Below are 24,094 nucleotides of genomic sequence, written 5' to 3'. Positions count from 1 at the left end.
GTGCCGGGCCCGCGCACGACCGTCGTCACCGGCGCCGACTCCGGCCTCGGCCGGGCGGTCGCCGACCTGCTCGCCGCGCGCGGGCGGGTGATCACGTGCGGGCTGGGCGACGGCGTGGACGTGCGCGCCGACCTCGCGACGCCCGCCGGGCGCGCCGGTCTGGTCGACCAGGTGCGGGCGCTCAGCGACGGACGGGTCGACGGGATCGTCGCGGCGGCGGGTGCCGGCGCGCCCCAGCCCGAGACGGTGGCGCTGAACTACTTCGGCGCCACCGCCGTGCTGGAGGGCCTGCGCGACTGCCTGGCGGCCTCGGACGCCCCGGCCGCCGCCGTCGTCTCGTCGTCGTCCACGCTGAACCGCGGCAGCGGCGCCCTGGTCCGCGCCTGCCGCAGCGGCGACGAGCGGCGCGCGCTCGCCGTCGCACGCCGGCTGGTCCGCACCGGGCGCGGGAGCCAGCTCTACCGGTCGAGCAAGGCGGCCCTCAACCTGTGGACCCGGTCGACGGCCGTGTCGCCGGCGTGGACCCGCGACGGCATCGTGCTCAACGCCGTGGCCCCGGGGATCGTCGCCACGGACGTCGTGACCCGCACCTGGGAGCGCGACCGGGTGCTGCTGGAGACGGCGCTCCCCCAGCCCCTCGGCGCGCCCGGGCCGGTCGCGCCGGTCGCCGAGCTGCTCGCGTTCCTGGTCTCGCGGGAGAACCGCTTCACGACCGGCCAGGTCGTCTACTGCGACGGCGGCACGGACGCCCTGACGCGCGGCGGCCGCCCCCAGCGGGTGCACCTGCGGTACGGCGTCCGCGAGATGGCGACGATGGCGCGCGAGGCGCGGCGCCGCACGACCACTCCCTGACATCCATTTGATTTCAGCAGGCAACCTTTTTATGTTTGCTCCCCGCAACCAACATGGGGGTGGGCGAACATGCCTGAGCACGCGCGGTACGAGGAGCTCCAGCGCCAGCTGCGCGCCGTCGGCGTCATCAAGCGCGCCATCGTGCGCAACCTGCCGCACGACTGCGCCGTCGGGCCGACCGCCGTCATGTCGACCCTGCGGCGACAGGGGCCGATGCGGCTGAGCCGCCTGGCCGACCTGCTGTGGCTGGACCCGTCCGTCACCAGCCGGCACGCGTCCCACGCCGTCGAGCAGGGGTGGGTCGAGCGCACGCCCGACCCGGACGACCGGAGGTCGTGGATCCTCAGCCTCACCTCGACAGGACGGCGCAAGCTCGAGGAGATCTCCGAGCGCACCGCCGGCCTGTTCGCCGAACGGATGGGCGACTGGGACGACGCCGAGATCGACCGCCTCACCGAGCTCATGGCGCGGCTGCACGGCAGCTTCGCCGAGTGCCCGACGCCGGCCCGTGCCGCCGTCCCCGCCCGGGCCTGACGCCCCGGGCCCCACCTCGACACGCAGCACCTCGACACTCAGCACCTCGACACGCTGCACCTCGACCAGCAGCACCTCGGAAGGACCTTCATGGCATCGACCACAGCGGCGGCGCCCGCGCACGCCAAGCGCGGCGGGCGCACCGACCACCAGGCGGGGGTCTCGATGACCCACCGCCAGATCCTGGAGGCCCTGTCGGGCCTCATGCTGGGCATGTTCGTCGCGATCCTGTCCTCCACGATCGTCTCGAACGCCCTGCCGGAGGTCATCGCCGAGCTCGGCGGCGGCCAGTCGGCCTACACCTGGGTCGTCACGGCCTCGCTGCTGTCGATGACCGCCACCACCCCGCTGTGGGGCAAGCTCGCCGACCTGTTCAGCAAGAAGGTGCTGGTGCAGGTCGCGCTGGTGATCTTCGTGCTCGCCTCGGCGGCGGCGGGGCTCGCCCAGTCCGCGGAGTGGCTGATCGTCTGCCGCGTGTTCCAGGGCATCGGCACCGGCGGCCTGTCGGCCCTGGCGCAGATCGTCATGGCCACGATGATCGCTCCGCGCGAGCGCGGCCGGTACTCCGGCTACCTCGGCGCCACGTTCGCCGTCGCCACCGTCGGCGGCCCGCTGCTGGGCGGCGTCATCACCGACACCGACTGGCTCGGCTGGCGCTGGTGCTTCTACGTGGGCGTGCCGTTCGCGCTCATCGCCCTGATCGTGCTGCAGAAGACGCTCCACCTGCCGGTCGTGAAGCGCGACAACGTCAAGATCGACTGGGGCGGCGCCTTCCTCTCCACCGCCGCCGTCTGCCTGCTGCTCCTGTGGGTCACGTTCGCGGGCGACAAGTACGACTGGAACTCGTGGCAGACGTACGCGATGACGGGCGGCGCGCTCGTCCTCGTGCTGCTGTTCGTGCTGGTCGAGTCGAAGGTGTCCCAGCCGATCATCCCCATGCGGCTGTTCCGCAACCGCACCGTGGCCCTGTCCTCGGTGGCGTCGCTCTTCGTGGGCGTGGCGATGTTCGCCGGCACCATCTTCTTCAGCCAGTACTTCCAGCTGGCGCGCGACCAGTCGCCGACGATGGCCGGCGTCATGACGATCCCGATGATCGGCGGCCTGTTCGTCTCGTCGACCCTCTCCGGCCTCATCATCACCAGGACGGGCCGCTGGAAGGGCTGGCTCGTCTCGGGCGCGCTGCTGCTGACCGCCGGGCTGGGGCTGCTGGGCACCATCCGCTACGACACCGAGTACTGGCACGTCGCCGTCTTCATGGCCGTGATGGGCGTCGGCGTCGGCATGATGATGCAGAACCTGGTGCTCTGCACGCAGAACCAGGTGGCCCCGGCCGACCTGGGCTCCGCCAGCTCCCTGGTGACGTTCTTCCGCTCGCTCGGCGGCGCGATCGGCGTCTCCGCGCTCGGCGCCGTCCTGGCCCACCGGATCCCCGACTACGTCGCGGACGGCCTGCGGAACCTGGGCCCGAAGGGCGCCGAGCTCGCGCAGGGCGCGACGGGCGGCTCGGGCGAGATCCCCGACATGGACCAGGTGCCCGAGCCCCTGCGCGGCGTCCTCGAGAGCGCGTACGGGCACGGCATCGCCGACGTCTTCCTCATCGGCGCGTGCGCCGCGCTCGTCGCCTTCCTGCTCGTGGTCTTCATCAAGGAGGTCCCGCTCCAGACCAAGGGCGCGATGGACCAGTCCGCCGCCGAGGACACGGAGACCGTCGAGGACACGGAGACCGTCGAGGACACAGAGGCCTACACCCCGGAGCTCGTCGCGGTCGGCGCCGAGCCGACGGCCCGGCGCGCCGTCCCGGCCGCGGGCGGCCTGCCCGGCGATGTTGGCACGGACGGCGGCACGGGCGCCGTCCCGGGCGGTGTCACGGGCGCCGTCCCGGGCGGTGTCACCGTGCACGGCCTGGTCCGCGGCGCCGAGGGCGCGCCGCTGCCGCAGGCGGCGATCACGCTCATCTCGCTGGGCGGGCGCCAGCTCGGCCTCGCGATCGCGCGGTCCGACGGCGCCTACGCGGTCGACGCGCCGGGCGCCGGCACGTACGTGCTCATCGCCTCGGCCGACGGGTTCCAGCCGCAGGCGTCGACGATCGTCGTCGGTGCGACGCCGCTCGCCCACGACGTGCTGCTCAGCGGCACCAGCGGCCTGCGCGGCGTGGTGCGCGGCCCGGACCAGCAGCCCGTCGCGGGCGCGATGGTGCTGGTCACGGACGTGCGTGGCGACCTGCAGGCGAGCACCGGCACGGCGGAGGACGGCACGTTCGCCCTCGAGGAGCTCGTGCCGGGGCCGGTCACGGTGGCGGTCAACGCCGCCGGGTTCCGGCCGCGGGCGCTGCCGGTCGACGTGGGCGGCGCCGGCGTCACGCGCGTCGAGGTCGAGCTCGCGGCAGGGGCCCGGGTGACCGGCCGACCTGGACGGCGGCGAGTACACCGTGATCGCGACGGGCTACCCGCCGGCGGCGACGGCGCTGAGCCTCGCCGGCGCGGGCGTCGACGGCCACGACATCGCCCTCGCCCACCCCGCGGAGTGAGCGGCGTGCTGACCGCAACGATCCACACGCGCGACGGGTGGGCCGTGCCGCACGCCGTCGTCACCCTCACGGACGCCGCGGGCGCGCAGGTGCTGCGGGTGGCCGCGGACCACGACGGCGCGGTGCGCGGCGAGGCCGCGCTCGCCCCGGGCGGGTACGTCGCCATCGTCACCGCGGTGGGCTACGCGCCCGCCGCGACGTCGGCGATCGTCACCGCGACCGGCCGCGCCGCCCTCGGCACGGTGACGCTGGCCCGGCAGGGTGGCGCGGAGCTGCCGCCGCCGGGGCCGTGGACGATCGACCCGGCGCACTCGTCGGTGACGGCGGTGGCCCAGCACCTGGGCATCTCCAGCGTGCGGGGCCGGTTCACGGAGCTCGCCGGCCGGATCGTCGTCGCGCCCGGCGACGTCTCCCGCTCCGGCGTCGCGGCGATCATCGTCGCGTCGTCCATCGACACCGGCAACGCCTACCGCGACCGGCACCTGCGGTCCCCGGACTTCCTCGACGTGGAGCGGTTCGAGCACATCACGTACCGCTCCACGGGGATGACGCCGGTCGCCGACGGCCGCTGGACCGTGCACGGCGACCTCACCCTGCACGGGCTGGCGCACCCGGTCGACCTCGACCTGACCTACCTGGGCACCGGCGCCGACGCGCAGGGGGTGGTCCGCGCGACCACCGAACTGCGCCGCGACGCCTTCGCCATCCGGTACAACGAGGTCGCCGCGGCCGGCGTCGCCATCGTCGGCACCACCCTCAAGGTCGAGCTGGAGATCCAGGCCGCGCAGGGCGACGCGCTGCCCGCCTGACCTCGGGAGGAGCCTCCGCGCGCTACGCGCGGTCGGCCCCGTCCAGGTCCTCCAGCTCGGCGACGAGGGTGCTGTGCTCGGCGTCCCGCCGGACCGCTGCGCCGAGGGCGCGTGCCGAGCGGGCGTACGACGCGTCGTCGAGCACCCGCCGGACCGCGTCCGCGCACCGCGCCGACGACGCCGTGCGCGGCAGCCGGATCCCGGCACCGCGCAGCGTGACGCGGACGGCGTTGTCCGCCTGGTCACGACCGTGCGGGACGACGACGACGGGGAGGTCGGCCGCGAGCGCCTTGAGCAGCGTCCCGTGCCCGCCGTGGGTCACGACGGCCGTGGCCGCCCGCATCGCCCTCCCGTGCGGGGCCGCCGCGACGACCATGACGGCCGGCGCAGCGCGGAGCGACGACGGCGGCACGGCCGGGCCTGTCGTCACCAGGCCGCGCACGGGAAGGGTCGCGAGCCCGTCGACGACCCGCTGCAGCACGCCCACGTGGTCCTGGAACGTCGACGACATCGCGACGAGGACCAGCGGCGCGTCGCCGGGCGGCGGCGACCAGCCGCCGTCGTCGGCCCAGGACGGGTCGTCGAGGACAGGGCCGACGTACCGCGCGTTCGGAGGCAGCCGGGCGGGGAGGTCGAACGCCGGGCTCGTCATGACCAGCTGGCGCCGCGCGCGGTGCACCAGCTCCCACGAGTGCGCGATCGGGTCGACGCCGAGCTCGGCGCGCAGGGCGTTGAGCCGCTCCAGCGTGTAGCGGTCGAGGCCTGCGACGCTCAAGCGGCGCACGGCCGCGTCCCGGGCCCTGCCGAGGGGGCCGCGCGCGGGCGAGAGACCCATCCCCATCGGGGTCGTCCCCGGGGTGGGTGCCGCGTAGATGTTGGGCATGAGGACGTCGAACGGGACGCCGCGCGACTCGGCCGCCATCATGGCGCCGAACGCGAAGATCGACGCGACGATGAGGTCCGGCCGGTCGGCGTCGATCGCCGCGGCGACGTCGCGCGCGTGCCCGGCCGCCGGGCCGGCGATCGCTCGGTCGCCCATGAGCCGCGCCTGCGCGAACAGGCTGCTCCGCTCCCAGTCCCGGAGCGGGTCGTGCGCCGGGTCGCGGTCCGGGCGGTTCGGCCCGTGCTCCCAGCGCGCGACCCTCGCTCCCGTGGCCCGCGCCTCCGGGAGCATCGAGTCCTCCACCAGGACCGTCACGCGGTGGCCGCGCTCGACGAGCCGTCGCGCGGCGCCGAGCTCCGGCGGCACCGTCCCGCCGCCGTCGGTCAGCGCGAAGAGGTAGGTGTGCGGCATCCGGGGCCCCCGGGGTCGGTCGGAGGGTGGGCGACGTGCTCAGGCTCCACCGTAGGACCGCCGGCCGGCGCCCACACTGCCACCTCCCACACTGCCGTCGCTCACTCGCAGGCGACCCCGTCCCCGTCACGGTCGAGCCGCGACGAGTAGCCCGGGTCGCCGCGCCGCACCGGCGCCGCCCCGGCCGCCCGTGCCGCGTCGCAGTTCTCGAACGGCCCGCTCGTGGTCTCCTCCGCGGCGGGGTCCTCCACGGCGGGGTCCTCCGCGGCGGGGTCCTCCGCGGCGGGGTCCTCCGGAGCGGCGTCGACCCGTGGCGCCGGACCGCCGGCGGGCAGGGGCTCGTCGGGGCACCGGATCAGGATGCCCGCGATCGCGTCGTGCTCGGCCTGCGTGACCCACAGCGCGTACGCCTGCTTCACCGCCACCTGCCGCGCCACGTACTGGCAGCGGAACGCCTTGGACGGCGGCAGCCAGGTCGCGGCATCGCCGTCGCCCTTGCCCGAGTTGGTCGGGCCGTCGACGGCGAGCAGGTTCAGCGGGTCGTTGGCGAGCTGCCGGCGCGCCTGGCCGTCGAGCTGCTGGGCGCCCTTCTGCCATGCGTCGGACAGCGCGACGACGTGGTCGATCTGCACCGCGGTGGACGTCGCCTGCCCGCGCAGGAAGTCGATCCGCGTGCCCGTGTACGGGTCGGCGAGCACGCCGCTCAGCACGATGCAGTCGTGCGTGCCCGGGTCCGTGACGGTGCGCGTCAGGTCGCGCGCGAGGACGTCGTTGCGCGTGTCGCAGCCGTTGTGGTCGACGTCCGCCCACGCCGGGCCGAACTGGTCGCGGGAGTACCCCGTCTTGGGCGCGCGACCCTTGACCTGCAGCCCCTCGAGCGCGGCCAGCGCGGTGCCCGACGCAGGCGGCTCGGGCTCCGCGGGGTCGGCGGTCTCAGGCTGGGGATTCTCAGGCTGGGAGGTCCCGGGTTGGGAGGTCTCAGGCTGGGAGGTCGCCGTGGCGGCTGGAGGTTCCGCCTCCGCGACGCCGCCACCGGGGGAAGCGGGCTCGACGGCGCCCGCGCACGCGCCGAGGAGCAGCGCGACGGAGACACCCAGCGCCGCGATGCCGCCGCGCCGGGTGGTGGTCGCCGCCCTCACCGGGCGGGGTGGGCGAGCAGGTCGGCGTACTCGGGGTGCCGCTGCACGTAGGCCTTGATGAACGGGCACAGGGGCACGATCTTCTCCCCCGCGGCGCGCACCTGGTCGAGCGCGCCGGCGGCGAGCTGCGAGCCGATCCCCTGCCCCTCGAACGCCGGGTCCACCTCGGTGTGCGTGAAGACGACGACGCCCGAGCCTGCGTCCCCCCTCCGCTCGTAGTAGGCGCCGCCGGCGCGGCGTCCGTCGTCGAGCCGGGCGAGGAAGACCTGGTTCTCGCGGTCGTCGACGACCGTCACGGGGGTAGGGGTGGCGTTCATGGCCCCCATCCTGGCCGCTGACGCCGACATCTGTCGCCTCCCGGTGGGAGAATCCGCGGGTGACAGCCCGCACCCCCGATCCCCCCGGCGAGGTGTCGGGGGCCCGGAAGCAGAACCCGTACCTCGACGTCCTGCGCGTGCCGGGAGCCCTGCCGTTCTCCGCCGCCGGCGTGATCGCCCGGCTGCCGATGTCGATGGTCGGCATCGGCACGGTGCTCATGGTGCAGGCCCTGTACGGCTCGTACGCGATGGCGGGCCGGGTGTCGGCGGTGCTGGTGGTGGCGCAGGCGCTGGTGGCGCCGCAGATCGCCCGCCTCGTGGACCGGTCGGGCCAGGCCCGCGTGATGACCCCGATGCTGGTCGCGACGACCGTGGGGCTCCTGGGGCTGGTGGTGGCCGCGAGCCTGGGCGCACCCGAGTGGGTGCTGTGGGTGTGCGCCGCGGTGGGCGGGGCGAGCCAGGGCTCGTACGGCTCCCTCGCCCGGGCCCGCTGGTCCCACGTGCTGCCCGAGGCGCGGCGCGTGCACACCGCCTACTCGCTGGAGTCGGCCCTCGACGAGCTGGTCTTCATCGTGGGGCCGGTGCTCGCCACCACGCTCGCGACGACCGTGATCGCGTCGGGCGGCCTGCTGGTGGCGGCCGTCGTGGGCGGCGCGGGCGCCGCCTGGTTCCTCACGCAGCGCCGCACGGAGCCGCCCGCCCGCGGCGCGGCCGTGCCCCCGGACGGCGAGCGCGTCGGGACGGTGACGCACCCCGACGCCGTCCGGCTCGAGCGCCGCTCGGCCATCCGCATGCCGGGGATGCCGGTGCTGGCCGTCGTCTTCGTCGGCATGGGCGTCATGTTCGGGTCGAGCGACGTCGCCACCGTGGCGTTCGCGGAGGAGCAGGGCGTCAAGGGCCTCGCCGGCCTGGTGCTCGCGTGCTTCGCCCTGGGGTCGATGGTCTCGGGGCTGGCCTACGGCGCACGGCACTGGGTGTCCCCGCTCTCGGTCCGGTTCACCGTCACCGCCTGCGGGATCGCCGTCGGCGTCTCGCTGTTCTTCTTCGTCCAGAACCTCGTGGTCCTCGGCGCGGTGATGTTCGTCGCCGGCTTCGCCATCGCCCCGACGCTCATCAACGGCAACGCCCTGGTGCAGGCGCTCGTCGCGCCCCACCAGCTCACCGAGGGCCTCACGTGGGTGGGCACGTCGCTGGGCGTGGGCGTCTCGCTCGGCTCGTGGCTGGCGGGCGTGGCCGTCGACGCCGTCGACTCGCACGCCGGGTTCCTCGTCACGATGTCGGGCGGCTGGGCGTGCGCCGTCCTCGCGCTGGTCGCGCTGCCCGGGATGCGCCGACGTCGCCCGTACTCCGCCGCTGCGTGAACCCTGCGTGTACGGGTCCGGGCGGTCAGGGCTCCGGGTGGTGCGCGTCGTAACGCCAGAACCGGGGCTGCAGGCGCACGACCAGCCACAGCACGGCGACGCACGCGAGCCCACCGACGACGGCCGCCCACCCCTCGCCGAACCAGGTGGCCTCCGAGCCGAGCACCATCTCGCCGAGGCGGGGCCCGCCCGCGACCACCACGATGAACACGCCCTGGAGGCGGCCGCGCATGTGGTCCGGCGTCGCGGTCTGCAGGATCGACTGGCGGAACACCGACGAGATCGCGTCGGAACCGCCCGCCAGCAGCAGCGCCACGCCCGCGAGCACGACGGCGCCCCACAGCACGCCGTCGGGCGCGCCCGGCCCGACGGCGACGAGCACCGCGCCGAAGGCGGTGACGCTCAGCCCCCACGCCGTGATCGCCCACACGATGATCCGGCCCTGCCACCGCACGCGGACGAGCGCGCCGGAGAACACGCTCGCGAGGATGCCGCCGACGGCGAACCCTGCCGCCAGCACGCCCGTCGTCGTCTCCCCGCCGCCCAGGTACAGCGCGCCCGCCGCGGGCCACAGCACGCGGGGGAAGGCCAGCACCATCGCGGCCAGGTCGACGACGAACGTCGTGCGCACGTTCGGCCGCGTCGCGAGGTAGCGCAGCCCGTCGAGCACGGAGCTCAGCCCGACGACGCGCCGCCGGGCGGGCGCGGCGCCGGTCGCGCCGTCGGCCGTGTCGGCGTCGAGGGCCTGCTCGGGCGGGACCGCCGGTAGCCGCCACACCGCCCACAGCGCCGCCGTGAACAGCAGCGCGTCGAGCGTGTACGCCCAGCCGTACCCGAGCCGGGCCACGAGGAGCGCGCCCACGAGCGGGCCGCACGTGAGGGCCACGTTGAACGCCAGCGTCTGCAGCGCGAGGGCCGCCGGCATGAGCTGCGGCTCCAGCAGGCGCGGCACGATCGACGTGCGCGCCGGGTTGTTGATCGCGAACGCCGCCGACTGCAGCGCCACCAGCCCGTACAACAGGTTCACCGAGCCGACGTCGAGCCAGGCCTGCACCGCGATGGCCGCCGTCACCAGCCACAGCACCGAGGAGGCGAGCAGCGAGACACGGCGCCGGTCGTAGTGGTCCACCAGCGCCCCGCCGTACAGGCCGAGCGCGACCAGCGGCACCAGCGCCGCGATGCCCAGCGTGCCCACCGCGAGCGTGGAGCCCGTCAGCGCGTACACCTGCAGGCCCACCGCGACCACGGTGATCTGCGTACCGATGTTGGAGACGCCGAGGCCCCACCACAGGCGACGGAACGCCGGGGAGACGCGCAACGGCGTGAGGTCGGCGATCAGTCGGGGCACGGTGTCCCAGGGTAGGCGTGTTCCGCGGGCAGCCCCGGGCGGGTCTGCCGGGCACCTCCGTCGAGGGTCCGGTGATCGTCCGCCCGGGGCCGCCGCGCGCACCCCGCGGTGCCGGTGGTGTCGTGGGTGCGGCCCGGCCCCCTGCGCCGTGCCGCGCCCACGCCGACCCCGGCCGGGGCGGAGCCGCCACGGGACACTCCCCAGTGATCCCCCGTGACAGCGCCGCCCCGTCCGGAGCCGGTACCGGCTCCGGTGGGGGTCAGCGGGTCGCGACCGCGAGCGCCTCCCTCCGACGACGCAGCAGCAGGCCGCCCGTCAGCATCAGCAGCAGGGACAGCCCCAGCAGCCGCAGGTCCCCGCCCGTCGTCGGCAAGGTCTGCATCCCGCTCGAACCGTCCGCCGACCCGTCCGCCGCCGACGCCGTGGCGCCGTCCGAGCCGGTCCCGATCAGCTGACCCGAACCGTCCGAGCCGGGAGCCCCGGCCACCGGACCACCCACGAGGTCGGTCCCGCCGTCGCCGGAACCCGTGCCGTCGTCCGTGCCGGCGCTGTCGTCGGACCCGCCGTCGTCGGACCCGCCGTCACCGGGGTTGTCGGTGCCGTCGCCGGGGTTGTCGGTGCCGTCACCGCCACCGTTGTCACCGTCGCCGGGGTCGGTCCCGTCTCCAGGGTCGGTGCCGTCACCAGGGTCGGTCCCGTCACCAGGGTCGGTCCCGTCTCCAGGGTCGGTCCCGTCTCCAGGGTCGGTGCCGTCACCAGGGTCCGTGCCGTCACCGGGATCGGTGGCGGTGGCGCCGTCCTCCAGGACGTCGTCCACCAGACCGTCCTCGGCGAGGACATCGTCGGTCACGGCCCCGAGGTCACCCTCGAGCAGGTCGTTCGCCGTGTCGTTGACGTCCTCGACGACGTGCTCGACGAGCTCGTCGGTCACGCCCTCCTGCGGCTCGTCGGCGCCGATGATGTCGTCCACGGTGCCGTCCTCGCCGAGGACCCCGTCGACGGTGTCCTCGACCAGGTCGCCCGTGCCGAGCAGGTCGTCCACGGTGCCGGTGGAGTCCACGACGTCGTTCAGCACCGGGTCGAGCCCCTGGTCCTCCAGCACGTCGTCGACCAGGCCGTCCTCCGCGGTCAGGTCGTCCACGACGCCCGGCAGGTCGCCGGCCGTCACCGAGTCCACCGTCGCGTCGACGTCGTCCACCACGGCCTCCACGAGACCGTCCGTGACGCCGTCCTGCGGCTCGTCGGCGCCCACGACGTCGTCGACCACGCCGTCCTCGCCGAGCAGCCCGTCGACGGTGTCCTGCACCGCCGAGCCCGTACCCAGCAGGTCGTCCACCGCACCGGTCGAGTCCACGACGTCACCGAGCACCGGGTCCAGACCCTGGTCCTCCAGCACGTCGTCGACCAGACCGTCCTGCGCGGTCACGCCGTCCAGCACACCGTCCAGGTCACCGGCGACAAGATCCGTCGCCGTGTCGTCGACGTCCGCGACCACGTGCTCGACCAGCTCGTCGGTCACGCCACCGGACGGCTCGTCGGCGCCGAGGACGTCGTCAAGCACGCCCTCCTCACCGGCGATCCCGTCGACCGTGTCCTGCGCCGCCGAGCCCGTGCCCAGCAGGTCGTCCACCGCACCGGTCGAGCCCACGACGTCACCGAGCACCGGGTCCAGACCCTGGTCCTCCAGCACGTCGTCGACCACACCGTCCTCGGCAGCGACGTCGTCCACCACACCCGGCAGGTCGCCGGCCGTCACCGAGTCGAGCGTCGAGTCGACGTCGTCGAGCAGGTGGCCCACGACCTCGTCCGTCACACCGGCCTCGGACTCGTCAGCTCCCAGGACGTCGTCCACGACGCCGTCCTCACCGATCAGCCCGTCGACGGTGCCCCGCACCACCGGCTCGGTGCCCAGCGCAGCGTCCAGCGAACCCGCCGCGTCCGAGACCCCTGCCAGCACGTCCTCGACCGTGGCGTCCAGGTCCGGTGCACCAAGGTCGCCCGCCGACCCCAGGTCACCCAGATCGCCCAGGCCGGCACCCGGCTGACCGATCACCGCGTCGACGGCGCCGTCGGCGACCCCGCCCACGGTGTCCTGCACCGCCGTGCCGGTACCGAGGACGTCGTCCACCGCGCCGGTCGCGGTGTCGGCGGTCTCGCCGACCTGCTCGAGCGCCGCGTCGACGCCCTGGTCCTCGAGCGCGTCGTCCACGACACCGCCGTCGGCGGTGACGTCGTCCACGACGCCCCCGACGTCGCCGGCGGCGAGGTCCTCCACCGCCTGCTCGACGTCGTCGACCGCGTGCTCGGTGACCTGGTCCGTCACTCCGGACTCCGGCTCGTCGGCACCGAGGACGTCGTCAACGACGCCCCCGTCACCGGTGACCCCGTCGACGGTGTCCCGGACGTCCGCACCGGTGCCGAGCGCCTCGTCGACCGCCCCGGCCACGTCCGACACGGTGTCGGACGCACGGTCCACGGTCTCGTCGACCGCGGCCCCGGCGCCCCCCTCCGCAGGCTCCGGCACGTCGCCACCGTCGTCCGACCCGGTGTCGTCGGTCGCGCCGTCGTCGGACGCGCGCTCGGCGGGCTGGTCCTCGATCGCGTCGTCGACGACGCCGTCGTCCCCGGCGACGTCCTCGACGACGCCCTGGACGTCACCCGACTGGGCGTCGTCCGCCGTCCGGTGCACGTCCTCGGCGACGGCGTCCACGAGGTCGTCGGTCGTCGTGTCGGACTGCTCGTCCGGACCGGCGACGTCGTCGACCGCGCCGTCGTCGCCGACGACGGAGTCGACCACCGCCTCGACGCCCTCCGTGTCGACCTCGGGGAGGTCCACGGGCGTGTCGAGCTCGGCGTCGTTCGTCTCCTCGGAGACCTCGCTCAGGTGGAGGTCGACCGAGGTGTCCGCGCCGACGGTGGCGTCGACGACGTCATCGTCCGCAGCTTGGGCCGTCACGGCCCCGGCGACCACGAGGCCGCCTGCGACGAGGGCTACTTTCAGCGCTCGTCGGACATGGGTATGCATGATCCGCTCCTGACTGATGTGGTGCGCGGGTGGCGGACGCCGCCCGCGGTCGCGGTCGCGCACCAGGGCGCGACGCGGCCACGTCAGGCAGGAGAGACGGGGATGTCGAAGGCGACCGCCGGGAGGCGGTCGAGCTGGTCGCCCGCGGGGACGGTCCACGTCCGCGCGGTCAGGTGGGTGCGGCCCGCGAGGTCGGCGGCGCAGTCGCCGCCCGACGGCACGCGGGTGGTCGAGGAGGAGCTCGACGACGCCGGGCTCGCGGCGGGCGCCGACGGCGTGCCGGGCGCGGCCTCGCGGTCCGACGTCGCCCGGAGCTCGCCGCCGGTCGCGGCGTCGTCGAGCACGGCGGCGGCCGATGCCTGCGGGGTGAGGGCCGGTGCCGCGGGGGCGACCGGCTCGGACGCGACGGCCGGCTCGGTGGTCGGCTCGGCGGCGGGGACGACGGCGGACGTCGATTCCCCGGTCACCGACGGCTCAGCGGGCGCCGCGGCCGCGGGCGCCACGGCTGCGGGCGCCTCACCGTCGACCGGGGCGGGGAGGTCGAGAACGGGCTCCAGCACCGGCTCCAGCACGGGACCGACGGCCGGGGCCACCGCGTCGACGACCGGCTCGACGACGGGCTGCAGCGCCCCGCCGACCGGCTCGACCACGGGCGCGAGGGCGTCGACCACGGGGGCTGCCACGCCGAGGACGGGGTCCACGACGGGCTTCAGCGACACCGTCACGGGGGTCACCAGCCCGACGACCGGGTCGAGCACCGGGTCCAGGGTCGCCACGACCGGCGCGACGACGGTGCCCACGCCGTCCGTGACCGGGGCGAGCGGGCGGGTCACCTCGTGGACCACCCGGCCCACCGGCTCCAGCACGGGCGACAGCGCGTCCGTCACGGGGGCCAGCGTCTCCGCGGCCGCACCCGTCACGGGCTCGAGCGCCCCGCCGACCGGCGTCGTGACCTCCTCGACCACGCCGGCCACCGGGTCCACCACCGGCGACAGCGGGGTGACGATCCCCTCGACCAGCGCACCGACCGGTTCGGTCACCGCACGGACCGGGGTCGTCACCGCCTCGACGGTGCGAGCCACCGGCTCCAGCACCGTCTCCCGCTCCGCGGGCTCGTCGGCGGGAGCATCGGTCGGAGCGTCCGCAGGAGCATCCGCCGCCTCCGGCGCCACGTCCGCAGGTGCGGGCAAGGTGCTCAGGTCGGACGGCGCCCCCGGCAGCTCGGACGGGGAGTCCTCGCCGGCGGCAGGTCGCGCGGGCTGCGCCCCCGGTTCCGCGGCCGGCACCTGGGACGGTTCCTCGGCCAGCTCTTCCGCCGCCGGCTCCGCCTCGCCGGTCAGCTCGCGGGCCACGCGGTCGGCCGTCTCCTGGGCGGGCGCGACGATCTCCTCGTGCACGGCCTGGTGCAGCCGCTCGGCCTTCTCGCGGACGGGGGCGACGGCCTCGTCGACCGCGTCGCGCACGACGTCGGGACGGGGCTCGGCGGACCGCTCGCCATCGACAGCCGGGCCCTTGTCCGCCTCAGGCTCGACGGCGACCCGCTCGGCGTCGGGCGTCTCCTCGGCACGCTTCTCGACCGCGACATTGGCGGGAGCGGGCTTCGCGGGAGCGGCATTCGCGGGAGCGGCGTCTTCGGCCGGTGCCTGTACCGAGGGCTCGACGTCGGCGCGCTCGCTGTCGGCGCGCTCGCTCCGGGCCGGCTCGGGCGCCGCCTTCTGCTGGCCGACCGGTTCGTCGGTCGGCGCCTGCGCCGGCTCCTCCTGACGAGACTCGCTGTCGCCGCGAGCGCCGTCGTCGCCGGTGAGCGACCGGACGACGGACGTCAGCGGACCCTCGTGCCCGCCGTCGTCGGCGGACGCGGTCCCGGCGAGGGTGACGCTCAGCGCGGCGGCCCCGGCGAGCCCGACGGCCGTCCCGGCCACGCGCGCGAACCAGTGCCGGCGGCGTCCTGCCGCCGGAGCACGGTCCACGCTGCGTGTCACTCGGCCCCCTTCGATGCCACGCGGGGTCACGGGTTGCTCGGTCATGACCCAGCTCACACTGTGACGCCCGAGCAACGGTCACGCAACAACAGCGGGTGAGACTTCACCCGCGGGTCAGGCGACGGACGTCCCGAACAGCAGGCCCAGCGCGTACGTGACGGCCGCGGCACCGAACCCGATGGCGAGCTGCCGCAGCGCACGCGTCCACGGCGACGTCCCCGACAGCAGCCCGGTGATCGCGCCCGTGACGAGCAGCGAGACGCCCACGAGCGCGGCCGCGACGACGATCGCCGGGAATCCTGTGAGCCCCAGCAGGTAGGGCAGCACGGGGATGATCGCGCCGGACGCGAAGAAGCAGAAGCTGGAGATCGCGGCGCCCCAGGCGGTGCCGTGCGTCTCGAGGTCGTCGTCCTGCTCGACGACCGGGGCCGGAGCGGACTCTCCGTCCCGCTCGTCGTCGAGGCTCTCCGGGGCGAGCGTCCCCGTCGCGGCGAGCCCCGCCAGCACGCGGTCGGCGCGGCCCTGGGCCTCCTCCGACGTCATGCCTCGGGCGCGGTAGACGAGCGCCAGCTCGTTGGCGTCGACGTCGAGGTGCGGCAGCACGGTGGCGCTCTTCGGGTCGGGCGTGGACGCCTCGAGCAGCTCGCGCTGCGAGCGCACGGACACGAACTCGCCGGCGCCCATGGACAGCGCCCCGGCGAGCAGGCCGGCGATGCCGGTGAGGAGCACCGTCTGCGACGAGACGCCGGAGGCGCCGATGCCGAGCACGAGCGCGAGGTTGGAGACCAGGCCGTCGTTGGCGCCGAAGACGGCGGCGCGGAACGTGCCGGACATCCGGTTGCGACCGCGGGAGGCGAGCGCGCGCACGACCTCCTCGTGGATCTGCTCGTCCGCCGCCATCGTGGCGGTCGCGTGCTCGTCGGCGTCGTACGACGACCGCGCCTCGGCCCGCTGCGCGAGCGCGAGCACGAACACGCCGCCGAAGCGGCGGGCGAGGAGGCCGAGCATGCGGGTGCGCCGGTCGCCGCGCAGCGGGCGTCCGACGTCGTCGCCCAGGAGGTCGAGCCAGTGCTGCTCGTGCCGCTTCTCCGCGTCGGCGAGCGCGAGCAGGATGGCGCGCTCCTCGCCGGTGCGCCGGCGGGCGAGGTCACGGTAGGTGGCGGCCTCGGCGCGCTCGTCGGCCAGGTAGCGGCGCCACTTGCGGATGTCGGCCGGGCGGCGCGGAGGGTGGTCGTGAGCGGGCATGTCGTCTCCAGGCATGGCGGTGCCGTCGGTCATGCCGTCATGATCACCGCTGGGAGGCCCGCGTGGGTTCCGGGCGGAGCCGCCGCCTCTTCCGGGGCCGCGCGCCCGAGTTTTCGGTCGTCCGCAGCCTGCGGGTTCCTCGTTCGTCGGGCGACGGCGTGGACGCGGCCCCGCGTGTCACCGGCTCGGGGCACAATGGGTGGCGGCAACCAGGGGCTCGGACACTGGGAGACTCCGGCGTGATCATTGTCAGCACTGACGGCTCGTGCCTCCGCAATCCCGGGGGCGCGATCGGCTGGGCGTGGATCGCCCACGAGGGCGGCCGCTTCGACTCGGGCGGCGCTGCGTCCGGCACCAACCAGGTCGCGGAGCTCACCGCGCTCCTGCGCGCGATCGAGGCGCATCCGGGGGCAGAGCCGCTCCTCATCGAGTCCGACTCGCAGTACGCGATCCGGTGCGCGTCCGAGTGGATCCACGGGTGGAAGCGGAAGGGCTGGCGCACCGCGTCGGGCGACGCCGTGAAGAACCTCGAGCTCATCCGCTCCATCGACGCCGCGATCACCGGCCGCGAGGGCCCGGTGCGGTTCCGGTGGGTGCGCGGGCACGTGGGCAACCCGTTCAACGAGCGGGCCGACCAGCTCGCCGGCATGGCCGCGCAGGACTGGGCGGCGGGCCGCGGCGGCGTCGACGAGCTGCTGCTCACGGAGGACGCGGGCTCAGGCACGACGTCGCGGGACGACGGCCAGGACGCCGCGGAGCGCCATGCCCGGCCGGTCCGCGACGCGGAGCCCGTCGGCGCCCGGAGCGACACCGGCTGGGAGCTCGGAACCCTCTTTGACTAGCGCGGCCCCTCTGACCGGCGCGGCGTCGACCCGCACGGCGGCGGCACAGCCGGCCGCCGCCGACGTCACGCTCGAGCACTCGTCAGACCGGCCTCTCGACCTCGCGCTGACGCTCGCGCCGCTGCGGCACGGTGCGTACGACCCGACCTTCCGGCGCACCTCCGACGGCGCGCTGTGGCGCACCACGCTGGTGCGCACCGGACCCGTCACGCAGCGGTTCGTGGCGACCGGTGCGCGCAGCGTCGTCGTGCAGCACTGGGGGCCGGGCGCACGGGAGGCGGCCGACGCCGTGCCCGAGCTGCTGGGCGAGGGGGACGACGCCTCCGACTTCGTCCCGCCGCCGCAGGCACACGACGTCGCGCGCCGCACCCCCGGGCTGCGGATGTGCCGCAGCGGGCGCGTGCTGGAGGCGCTGGTGCCCGCCGTCCTCGAGCAGAAGGTGCAGGTCGTGACGGCGCACCGGGCGTGGCGGTCGCTCGTGGCGCGGCACGGGTCGGCCGCTCCGGGGCCGGCCCCGGAGGGGATGCGGGTCGTGCCGTCCGCGCGCGGCTGGGCCGCCGTCCCGACGTGGGACTGGCACCGGGCGGGGGTCGACCCGCGGCGCGCGGCGACGGCGGTGCGCTGCGCGCAGGTCGCGGCGCGGCTCGAGGACGCCGCCGGGATGCCCGCCGACGAGGCGCGCGCCCGGCTCGAGAAGGTGCCGGGCGTCGGGGTGTGGACGTCCGCCGAGGTGGCGCAGCGCGCTCTCGGCGACGCGGACGCCGTGTCGGTGGGCGACTTCCACCTCGCCGGCGCCGTCGGCTGGGCGCTCACCGGGGAGCGGACCGACGACGACGGGATGCTGCGCCTCCTGGCGCCCTACGCCCCCCACCGGCACCGCGTGGTGCGGCTGCTGTTCCTCGACCGCAGGCCGCAGGCCCCGCGTCGGGGCCCGCGGCTCTCGATCGCGGATTACCGCGCGATGTGAGGGTGCGGCGTGGCCGGGACCGTCACTCGGGCAGGCTGCACACGCCGTCCACGCAGACCGCGCCGTCGTCGCCCAGCAGCTGCAGCGGGCGTTCGTCCGCGCCGTGGTGGTGGGGCGCCGCCGCCTCGGCCGCGCTGACGGTCATCAGCGTGGTGCGGCGCGGGTTGGCGATCGAGCGGTAGCTCTCGGTGGCGTCGTTCATGTCTCTCCTCCAAGGGGCCCACGGCCGCGGTACGACCGGGCCTGGTCGGCCCGAGACCGCGGCGCCCGCGACGGTGCGGGCTGGCCTCGATTCTCGGTGATACCGCGTCTCACGGCCAGGGGTGGTGGTGTGAGATGCGCCTCGCGCGCGGCTCAGGCCTCGGCGAGCACCTGGTCGAGGACCTGGACGAAGACGTCGGGGTCCTGGGCACCGGACACGCCGTACCGGCCGCCGAGCACGAAGAACGGGACGCCGTTGATGCCGTACGCGCGGGCGCGGGCGATGTCGTCCGCGACGGCCTCCGCATAGGTGCCGGCGTTCAGCGCGACGACGACGGCCTCGCGCTCCAGCCCCACCTCGGCGGCCAGGTCGGCGAGGTCCTCGACGTGGCCCACGTGCTCGCCCTCGGTGAAGTACGCGCGCAGGAGGCGCTCCTTCATCTCGTCCTGCTTGCCGAAGGCCTTGGCGAGGTGCAGCAGCTCGTGCGCCTTGAGCGTCTTGGTGTGCCGGACCTGGTCCATCCGGTAGGTGAGGCCCTCGGCGGCGGCCAGCGCCGTCACCTGGTCCTGCATCTGCTGGGCGGTCTCCAGGGGGATGCCCTTGTGGTCGGCGAGGAACTCCGTGGCCGTGCCCTCGAAGTCGACGGGGGTGTCGGGCGAGAGCTCGAACGAGTGGTACTCGACCTCCACCTCGGGGGCGGCGCCGTCGCGCTCCGCCATCCGCTGCAGCGCGGACTCGAAGCGGCGCTTGCCGATGTAGCACCAGGGGCACGCGACGTCCGACCAGACGTCGACCTTGAGGGGAGCGTTCTCGATAGCGGTCACGTACGCACGAACGCCCCGCCGCGGGAGGCGATTCCCAAGGCGGGGCGTGTCGTGCGTCGCAGACGCCTCTGAACGGCGGCGCGTCAGTTGAGCGGCGCGGTCTCCTCCGACTTCGTCGACAGCTGCCCGCCCGCGATGCCCGCGATGAGCTGGTGGATGTCCACCCCGGTGAGCTGCTTGACGACGCCCTGGCCCTCACCGAGCACGGACGCCACCGTCTTGGTCACCGACGACGCACCGTCGGTGGAGACGACGGTCATGCCCTGGATCGAGCCGATCGGCTCGGCCGCGGCGCGGACGATCTCGGGCAGGCGCTCGATGAGCTCCTGCACGAGCGCGGCCTCGCCGTACTTCTTGAGCGCCTCGGCCTTGGCGTCCGTGGCGACGGCCTCGGCGCGCCCCTCGGCCTCGACCGCGAACGCCTTGGCCTCTCCCTCGGCCTTGATGCCGGCCGCGAGCGCGATCTGCTTGTCGCGCTCGGCCTCACCGGCGCGGCGCACGGCCGCGGCGGACGCCTCGGCGTCCTGGATCGCCGCCGTCTTGTTCGCCTCGGCGATGGTGGTGCGCTTGAACGCGTCGGCCTCGGTGGCCGCGTTCGCCGCGTCACGGCGGGCGGTGGCCTCCTGGACCTCGGCGTAGGCCTTGGCCTCGGCCGGCTTGCGGACCTCGATGTCGAGGCGCTCCTGCGTCACGCGGGCCTGCTCGGCCAGCGCCTCGCGCTCCTGCTGCGCCACGAGCCGGTCCTGCTCGGCGCGGGCGAGCTGGCCCGCGGCCTCCGCCTCGGCGTTCGCGCGGTCGGTGTCGGCCTTGATCGCGGCCTTCTTGAGGTCGAGCGCCTTCTGCCGCTCGGCGATCTGCTCGGCCGCCTCGATGACGGCGAACTCGGACACCCGGCGGGCCTCCGCCTCGGAGACCTCCGCAACCTGCAGGGCGCGCGCACCCTCCGCGCGACCGAGGTTCGACAGGTAGTCCGACCCCGGCGTCGAGATGTCGGAGATGTTGAGCAGGTCGACCTGCAGGCCCTGCTCCGCCAGGTCGGTCTTGGTGGACTCGACGACGCGGTCCGACAGGCCCTTGCGGTCGGAGATGATCTGCTCGATCGTCATGTCGCCGACGATGGAGCGCAGGGAGCCCTCGAGGGACTCCTTGATGATCTCGGTGAGCATCTCCTGCTGGGACAGGAAGCGCTGCGCCGCGCGGCGCACGCCCTCGTCGTCGCCCCGCACCTTGAAGTTGATCGACGCCTTGATGGCGATCTTGATGCGGTTCTTGTCGACGCCCTCGACGGTGATGCCGATCTGCCGCTGCTCGAGCGAGATCGCGAAGCCCTGCTGCAGGATCGGCCAGACGAACGTGCGGCCGCCGATGACGACGCGCTGGCTCTGGGCGGCGGTCTCCTTCTTGCCGGCGCCGCGGCCGACGATGACGAGCGCCTGGTTCGGCGGGACGCGGCGGATGCGCTGGGCGACGAAGATGCCCACCGCGAGGAACGCCACCACGAGCGCGAGCACCGCGATCGTGGTGATGAAGCTGCTGTCGGTCGAGTCGAACATGGTGCGCGCCGGAGCGCGTCTCCTTCCGGTGGTGGGGCGAGGTCAGCGGGCCTGCGAGCCGGGGACCCCGACGCGCACGGTGGAGCCGGAGTGCTCGAGCACGACCACGCGGGACCCGGCCGCGATGGGCTCGTCGGAGCGGGCCAGGCGACGCTCGAGCTCGCTCGGGACGTCGAGGGAGACCTCGCCCGAGGTGGCCGAGACGTCCGTCGTGGCCGTGCCGTGCGCGCCCACGAGCGAGACGGCGACGCCGTCGTCGCTGGACGCGAGCCGCCGCACCAGCACCTGCGCGAGCACGACGGCCAGGAGCCCGACGACCGCGGAGGCGACGTACGCGATCCACGTCGCGAGGTCGTTGGCCACGACGATCGTGCCCACGGCACCGAAGACCACCGCACCGACCCCGAGCGACGTGCCCGACAGCGCCCCGTCGCCGAGGTCGACCAGATCGCCGACGAGCAGCGACACGAGCAGCAGGACCATCCCTGCGGCGCCGATGAGTACGAAGACGAGCACGCGCGGCCTCCCCGGTGGCGGGTGATGAACATGTGACGGTTCTGTGACGGCGACGACACCCTAGCGAACTCTGGACGCTTCCTGGACAGGCCGTCCACAGGTTCGCCCGGGAGCCTGCCCGTGCGCCGTCCGCGTGCCGTCCGTGCTGGTCTGCGTGATGCTCGGAGCATGCCTCTCGTGCCGAGCAAGGACCCCCAGCTCGTGCTCCTGCGCCACGGCGAGACGGAGTGGAGCATGAGCGGCCAGCACACCGGCCGCACCGACATCGCGCTGACGCCGGCCGGCGAGGAGCAGGCCCGCACCGCGGGGCGCGCCGTCGCGGGGATCGAGTTCTCCGCCGTCTACACGTCGCCGCTCGAGCGCGCCCGCCGCACGGCCGCGCTGACCGGCCACCCGGACGCCGTCGTCGACCCGGACCTCGCCGAGTGGGACTACGGGCCCGTGGACGGGCGCACCAGCGCGGACGTCGGCGCCCTCCTCGGCCGCGAGTTCCAGATCTTCGACGACGGCGTCCGCGTGCTGCCGCCCGACCCGGAGCACGGCGACGGGCGGCCCGGCGAGCTGCTCGACGACGTGTCCGCGCGCGCCCGCCGCTTCGTGGAGCGCGCGGACGCGACCCTGCAGGACGGCGGGAACGTGCTCGCCGTGGCGCACGGCCACCTGCTGCGCGTGCTCGCGACCGCCTGGCTCGGCATCGACCCCCGCTTCGGGTCCCGCCTGGAGCTGGGGACCGCGGCGATCTGCCAGCTCGGGTACGGCCACGACCTGCGCACCATCGAGGGCTGGAACCTGCCGCCGCACGTCTGAGCCGGCGCGAGCGGACGACGCTGCGCGGGCGACGGTGCGGGCGGCGCGTCGTCCCTGGTCCAGCGTCTGGCACGATGTGCGCCATGGCGCTGAACGACGACGACCTCATCGACGGCGAGCGCGTCGTCATGGACCTGCACGAGCACGCGAAGGCCGTGGTGTGGCCGTTCCTGCTGCTGCTCGTGCTGCTCGTCGCCGCCGCGTTCTCCTTCGTGATCCCCATGGACGACGTGGTCCGCTGGATCGTGCTCGGCCTGCTCGCCGTCGTCGCCGTCGTGTGGGTGCTCGTGCCGTGGATGAAGTGGCGCACCACCTCGTGGACCGTCACCACCAAGCGCATCGCCATGCGGTCCGGCATCGTCACGCGCGTGGGACGGGACATCCCGCTCTACCGCATCAACGACATCGCGCTCGAGAAGGACCTGCTGGACCGCCTGCTCGGCTGCGGCACCCTGCAGGTCTCCGACGCCACCGAGAAGGCGGGCATGGTGCTGCGCGACGTCCCCCGCGTCGAGCAGGTGCAGGTGCAGCTCCAGGAGCTCCTGCACGGCGCCGACGACGGCTCGGACGACGGCGAGTGGCCGCCGACCGAGCCGCGGCGCGGGCGCCGCCGCTGAGCCGCCCCTGCTCCGTCAGGCCCGACCCCTCGGCAGGGGCAGCGGCTCCATCCACTGGTCGTCGGCCGTGAGGTCGATGCCGAACTCGGACGCGAACCGCATGGTCGTGTCCACGAGCACGCCGTCCGCCGACTCGTCGAGGCGGTACACGCGGGCCCCGCGCAGCCGGTTGCGCTCGGCGCCGCTCAGCCCGTACGTGCCGAACCCGGTGTTGCCGGCGTAGCCCAGCAGGACGCCGTAGTAGCTGCCCGAGTACGTGTTGACGTGGTCGTGGCCGCAGAAGATCCCCTTGACGTCGCCGCGGTGCTGCACCGCGGAGAAGAGCCCGGAGTTGAACGGGCCGGGGCACTCCTCCTCGTTGCGCTCCCCCACGATCTGGTGACGTGCGGCGCCGCGCTCGTGGTCCGCCGCGGTGCGGCCGTCCACCGAGCCGAACCACATGAACCGGTACTCCCACAGCGGGATGTGGATGAACATCAGCGACGGGATCGCGCGGCGGTACCGCTCCTCCAGCTCGACCGACGTGCGGTAGTACCAGTCCACCTGGTCCATGCGCACCCAGTCCCACGTCGGGTAGCCCGTGAGGTCCTGTCCGTCGATCGTGCCCGGCGCGTACCGACCCGAGTCGAGCAGCCACACGTTGAACGCCGGCCTGCCGTTCGTGCCGTCGATCAGCAGGTGCGAGTTGCCCTGGCCGGTCACGCCCTTCGCCGTGGGCCCGTTCACGTTGTGGCGGTACGACCGGTAGAACGCGAGCATCTGCGCCTCGTCCACCCCGCTGCTGGGTGTGGAGTCCTCGTCGTGGTTGCCGAACGTGATCGCCCAGGGGATCCGCCGCTCCTCCATCGGCTGGGCGACGTTGTTCATCGCCTGCCGCATCTCGAGCGGGGTGTCGCAGCCGCCCGTGATGTTGTCGCCGTTGAGGATCACCAGGTCGGGCCGCTCGTCGTCCAGCACCGCGCGCATGAGCTCCAGCGTGCGGCGGTCGATCTTCTCGTCGTCCTGCGTGTCGTTGAACTGCACGATCGTGTACGTGCCGTCCTTGCGGAAACGCAGGCGCGGGGCCCGCTCGGCTCCCGGGGCCGCCGCGGCCGACGGCGCCGCAGCGGCGGCCGCCCCCGCCACGGCCGCGCCTGCCGCGCCCAGCCCGGTCAGCGTCATGAATCTGCGGCGGCCGAGGCCGTCCCGCGCGACGCCGGGTCGATCAGCGTTGAGCTGGTCAGCAGCGGGCTGGTCAGCGGGGCGGGGCACCTCGACGTGCTCGTTCCTGTTCTCGGTCATGCCCCGGAACGTAGGAGGCCCAGGAGGCGCCTGATCCACCGGACGATGAACC

General features: G+C 74.6%; 20 protein-coding genes. 8 read left to right on the top strand and 12 right to left on the bottom strand.

Annotated elements, in window-relative coordinates; genetic code table 11:
- The 3 genes from ABZ493_RS10115 to ABZ493_RS10105 all read left to right on the top strand — a co-directional run bounded on the left by ABZ493_RS10115 (nucleotide 1) and on the right by ABZ493_RS10105 (nucleotide 4,722).
- Entirely contained in the window at nucleotides 1-852 is an 852-nt protein-coding gene (locus ABZ493_RS10115) for an SDR family oxidoreductase (protein ID WP_430582037.1), read from the top strand.
- Between the two features lie 69 nt (nucleotides 853-921).
- Nucleotides 922-1,386: a MarR family transcriptional regulator gene (locus tag ABZ493_RS10110; protein WP_430582036.1), complete on the top strand. Its 465-nt coding sequence runs from the start codon at nucleotides 922-924 to the stop codon at nucleotides 1,384-1,386.
- A gap of 90 nt (nucleotides 1,387-1,476) precedes the next feature.
- The gene (locus tag ABZ493_RS10105; protein ID WP_430582035.1) at nucleotides 1,477-4,722 is read left to right on the top strand and encodes a DHA2 family efflux MFS transporter permease subunit; all 3,246 of its coding nucleotides are present in this window, start codon (nucleotides 1,477-1,479) and stop codon (nucleotides 4,720-4,722) included.
- Between the two features lie 22 nt (nucleotides 4,723-4,744).
- On the opposite strand, the gene ABZ493_RS10100 is transcribed toward ABZ493_RS10105, so the two are convergent.
- The 3 genes from ABZ493_RS10100 to ABZ493_RS10090 form a co-directional block, all read right to left on the bottom strand.
- Nucleotides 4,745-6,016 (bottom strand): nucleotide disphospho-sugar-binding domain-containing protein, encoded by a 1,272-nt coding sequence (locus ABZ493_RS10100; RefSeq protein WP_430582034.1) that lies wholly within the window; start codon nucleotides 6,014-6,016, stop codon nucleotides 4,745-4,747.
- A gap of 101 nt (nucleotides 6,017-6,117) precedes the next feature.
- A complete protein-coding gene (locus ABZ493_RS10095) occupies nucleotides 6,118-7,155 on the bottom strand; it encodes a DUF1524 domain-containing protein (protein ID WP_430582033.1) in 1,038 nt (345 codons plus the stop codon).
- A complete protein-coding gene (locus tag ABZ493_RS10090; protein ID WP_430582032.1) occupies nucleotides 7,152-7,472 on the bottom strand; it encodes a GNAT family N-acetyltransferase in 321 nt (106 codons plus the stop codon). Before ABZ493_RS10090 ends, ABZ493_RS10095 begins: the two co-directional genes overlap by 4 nt.
- Before the next feature lie 59 nt (nucleotides 7,473-7,531).
- Here ABZ493_RS10090 and ABZ493_RS10085 point away from each other — a divergent pair, with 59 nt between their 5' ends.
- A complete protein-coding gene (locus tag ABZ493_RS10085; protein WP_430582031.1) occupies nucleotides 7,532-8,833 on the top strand; it encodes an MFS transporter in 1,302 nt (433 codons plus the stop codon).
- A gap of 25 nt (nucleotides 8,834-8,858) precedes the next feature.
- On the opposite strand, the gene ABZ493_RS10080 is transcribed toward ABZ493_RS10085, so the two are convergent.
- The 4 genes from ABZ493_RS10080 to ABZ493_RS10065 form a co-directional block, all read right to left on the bottom strand.
- Nucleotides 8,859-10,181: an MFS transporter gene (locus tag ABZ493_RS10080; protein ID WP_430582030.1), complete on the bottom strand. Its 1,323-nt coding sequence runs from the start codon at nucleotides 10,179-10,181 to the stop codon at nucleotides 8,859-8,861.
- Between the two features lie 259 nt (nucleotides 10,182-10,440).
- Nucleotides 10,441-13,206: a hypothetical protein gene (locus ABZ493_RS10075; RefSeq protein WP_430582029.1), complete on the bottom strand. Its 2,766-nt coding sequence runs from the start codon at nucleotides 13,204-13,206 to the stop codon at nucleotides 10,441-10,443.
- A gap of 83 nt (nucleotides 13,207-13,289) precedes the next feature.
- Complete coding sequence (locus tag ABZ493_RS10070) at nucleotides 13,290-15,188, bottom strand: hypothetical protein (RefSeq protein ID WP_430582028.1); 1,899 nt, start codon at nucleotides 15,186-15,188, stop codon at nucleotides 13,290-13,292.
- A gap of 114 nt (nucleotides 15,189-15,302) precedes the next feature.
- Nucleotides 15,303-16,433, bottom strand: coding sequence for a VIT1/CCC1 transporter family protein (locus ABZ493_RS10065; RefSeq protein ID WP_430582056.1), 1,131 nt, complete (start codon nucleotides 16,431-16,433; stop codon nucleotides 15,303-15,305).
- A gap of 239 nt (nucleotides 16,434-16,672) precedes the next feature.
- On the opposite strand from ABZ493_RS10065, the gene ABZ493_RS10060 reads away from it, so the two are divergent.
- Nucleotides 16,673-17,275, top strand: a complete 603-nt coding sequence (locus ABZ493_RS10060; protein ID WP_430582027.1) for a ribonuclease H — start codon at nucleotides 16,673-16,675, stop codon at nucleotides 17,273-17,275.
- Nucleotides 17,268-18,242 (top strand): DNA-3-methyladenine glycosylase 2 family protein, encoded by a 975-nt coding sequence (locus ABZ493_RS10055; protein ID WP_430582026.1) that lies wholly within the window; start codon nucleotides 17,268-17,270, stop codon nucleotides 18,240-18,242. The genes ABZ493_RS10060 and ABZ493_RS10055 overlap by 8 nt, the downstream gene beginning before the upstream one ends.
- A gap of 22 nt (nucleotides 18,243-18,264) precedes the next feature.
- Here the strand turns inward: ABZ493_RS10055 and ABZ493_RS10050 are convergent, their stop codons facing one another.
- From ABZ493_RS10050 to ABZ493_RS10035, 4 genes are all read right to left on the bottom strand, one after another.
- Nucleotides 18,265-18,444 (bottom strand): hypothetical protein, encoded by a 180-nt coding sequence (locus ABZ493_RS10050; RefSeq protein ID WP_430582025.1) that lies wholly within the window; start codon nucleotides 18,442-18,444, stop codon nucleotides 18,265-18,267.
- A 152-nt stretch (nucleotides 18,445-18,596) separates the two neighbouring features.
- Nucleotides 18,597-19,268 (bottom strand): DsbA family oxidoreductase, encoded by a 672-nt coding sequence (locus tag ABZ493_RS10045; protein ID WP_430582024.1) that lies wholly within the window; start codon nucleotides 19,266-19,268, stop codon nucleotides 18,597-18,599.
- Nucleotides 19,269-19,351: 83 nt separating this feature from the next.
- The gene (locus ABZ493_RS10040; protein WP_430582023.1) at nucleotides 19,352-20,821 is read right to left on the bottom strand and encodes an SPFH domain-containing protein; all 1,470 of its coding nucleotides are present in this window, start codon (nucleotides 20,819-20,821) and stop codon (nucleotides 19,352-19,354) included.
- 42 nt (nucleotides 20,822-20,863) lie between these two features.
- Entirely contained in the window at nucleotides 20,864-21,337 is a 474-nt protein-coding gene (locus ABZ493_RS10035) for an NfeD family protein (RefSeq protein ID WP_430582022.1), read from the bottom strand.
- Nucleotides 21,338-21,505: 168 nt separating this feature from the next.
- Here ABZ493_RS10035 and ABZ493_RS10030 point away from each other — a divergent pair, with 168 nt between their 5' ends.
- Entirely contained in the window at nucleotides 21,506-22,144 is a 639-nt protein-coding gene (locus ABZ493_RS10030; protein WP_430582021.1) for a histidine phosphatase family protein, read from the top strand.
- An 83-nt stretch (nucleotides 22,145-22,227) separates the two neighbouring features.
- Nucleotides 22,228-22,761, top strand: coding sequence for a PH domain-containing protein (locus ABZ493_RS10025; RefSeq protein ID WP_430582020.1), 534 nt, complete (start codon nucleotides 22,228-22,230; stop codon nucleotides 22,759-22,761).
- Between the two features lie 15 nt (nucleotides 22,762-22,776).
- Here the strand turns inward: ABZ493_RS10025 and ABZ493_RS10020 are convergent, their stop codons facing one another.
- Entirely contained in the window at nucleotides 22,777-24,042 is a 1,266-nt protein-coding gene (locus ABZ493_RS10020; RefSeq protein ID WP_430582019.1) for a metallophosphoesterase family protein, read from the bottom strand.
- Nucleotides 24,043-24,094 lie beyond the last annotated feature (52 nt).

It is taken from the genome of Isoptericola sp. NPDC019482, assembly GCF_040632295.1.
Taxonomy (GTDB): domain Bacteria; phylum Actinomycetota; class Actinomycetes; order Actinomycetales; family Cellulomonadaceae; genus Isoptericola.
The sequence above is the reverse complement of the archived record's forward strand: the minus strand, read 5'-3'. Positions and strand labels throughout refer to the sequence as shown.

Coding starts and splice junctions, on each gene's coding strand:
- ABZ493_RS10030 (WP_430582021.1), top strand. CDS start 21,506: ATGCCTCTCGTGCCGAGCAAGGACCCCCAGCTCGTGCTCCTGCGCCAC.
- ABZ493_RS10020 (WP_430582019.1), bottom strand. CDS start 24,042: ATGACCGAGAACAGGAACGAGCACGTCGAGGTGCCCCGCCCCGCTGAC.
- ABZ493_RS10050 (WP_430582025.1), bottom strand. CDS start 18,444: ATGAACGACGCCACCGAGAGCTACCGCTCGATCGCCAACCCGCGCCGC.
- ABZ493_RS10040 (WP_430582023.1), bottom strand. CDS start 20,821: ATGTTCGACTCGACCGACAGCAGCTTCATCACCACGATCGCGGTGCTC.
- ABZ493_RS10110 (WP_430582036.1), top strand. CDS start 922: ATGCCTGAGCACGCGCGGTACGAGGAGCTCCAGCGCCAGCTGCGCGCC.
- ABZ493_RS10105 (WP_430582035.1), top strand. CDS start 1,477: ATGGCATCGACCACAGCGGCGGCGCCCGCGCACGCCAAGCGCGGCGGG.
- ABZ493_RS10100 (WP_430582034.1), bottom strand. CDS start 6,016: ATGCCGCACACCTACCTCTTCGCGCTGACCGACGGCGGCGGGACGGTG.
- ABZ493_RS10090 (WP_430582032.1), bottom strand. CDS start 7,472: ATGAACGCCACCCCTACCCCCGTGACGGTCGTCGACGACCGCGAGAAC.
- ABZ493_RS10065 (WP_430582056.1), bottom strand. CDS start 16,433: ATGCCCGCTCACGACCACCCTCCGCGCCGCCCGGCCGACATCCGCAAG.
- ABZ493_RS10025 (WP_430582020.1), top strand. CDS start 22,228: ATGGCGCTGAACGACGACGACCTCATCGACGGCGAGCGCGTCGTCATG.
- ABZ493_RS10075 (WP_430582029.1), bottom strand. CDS start 13,206: ATGCATACCCATGTCCGACGAGCGCTGAAAGTAGCCCTCGTCGCAGGC.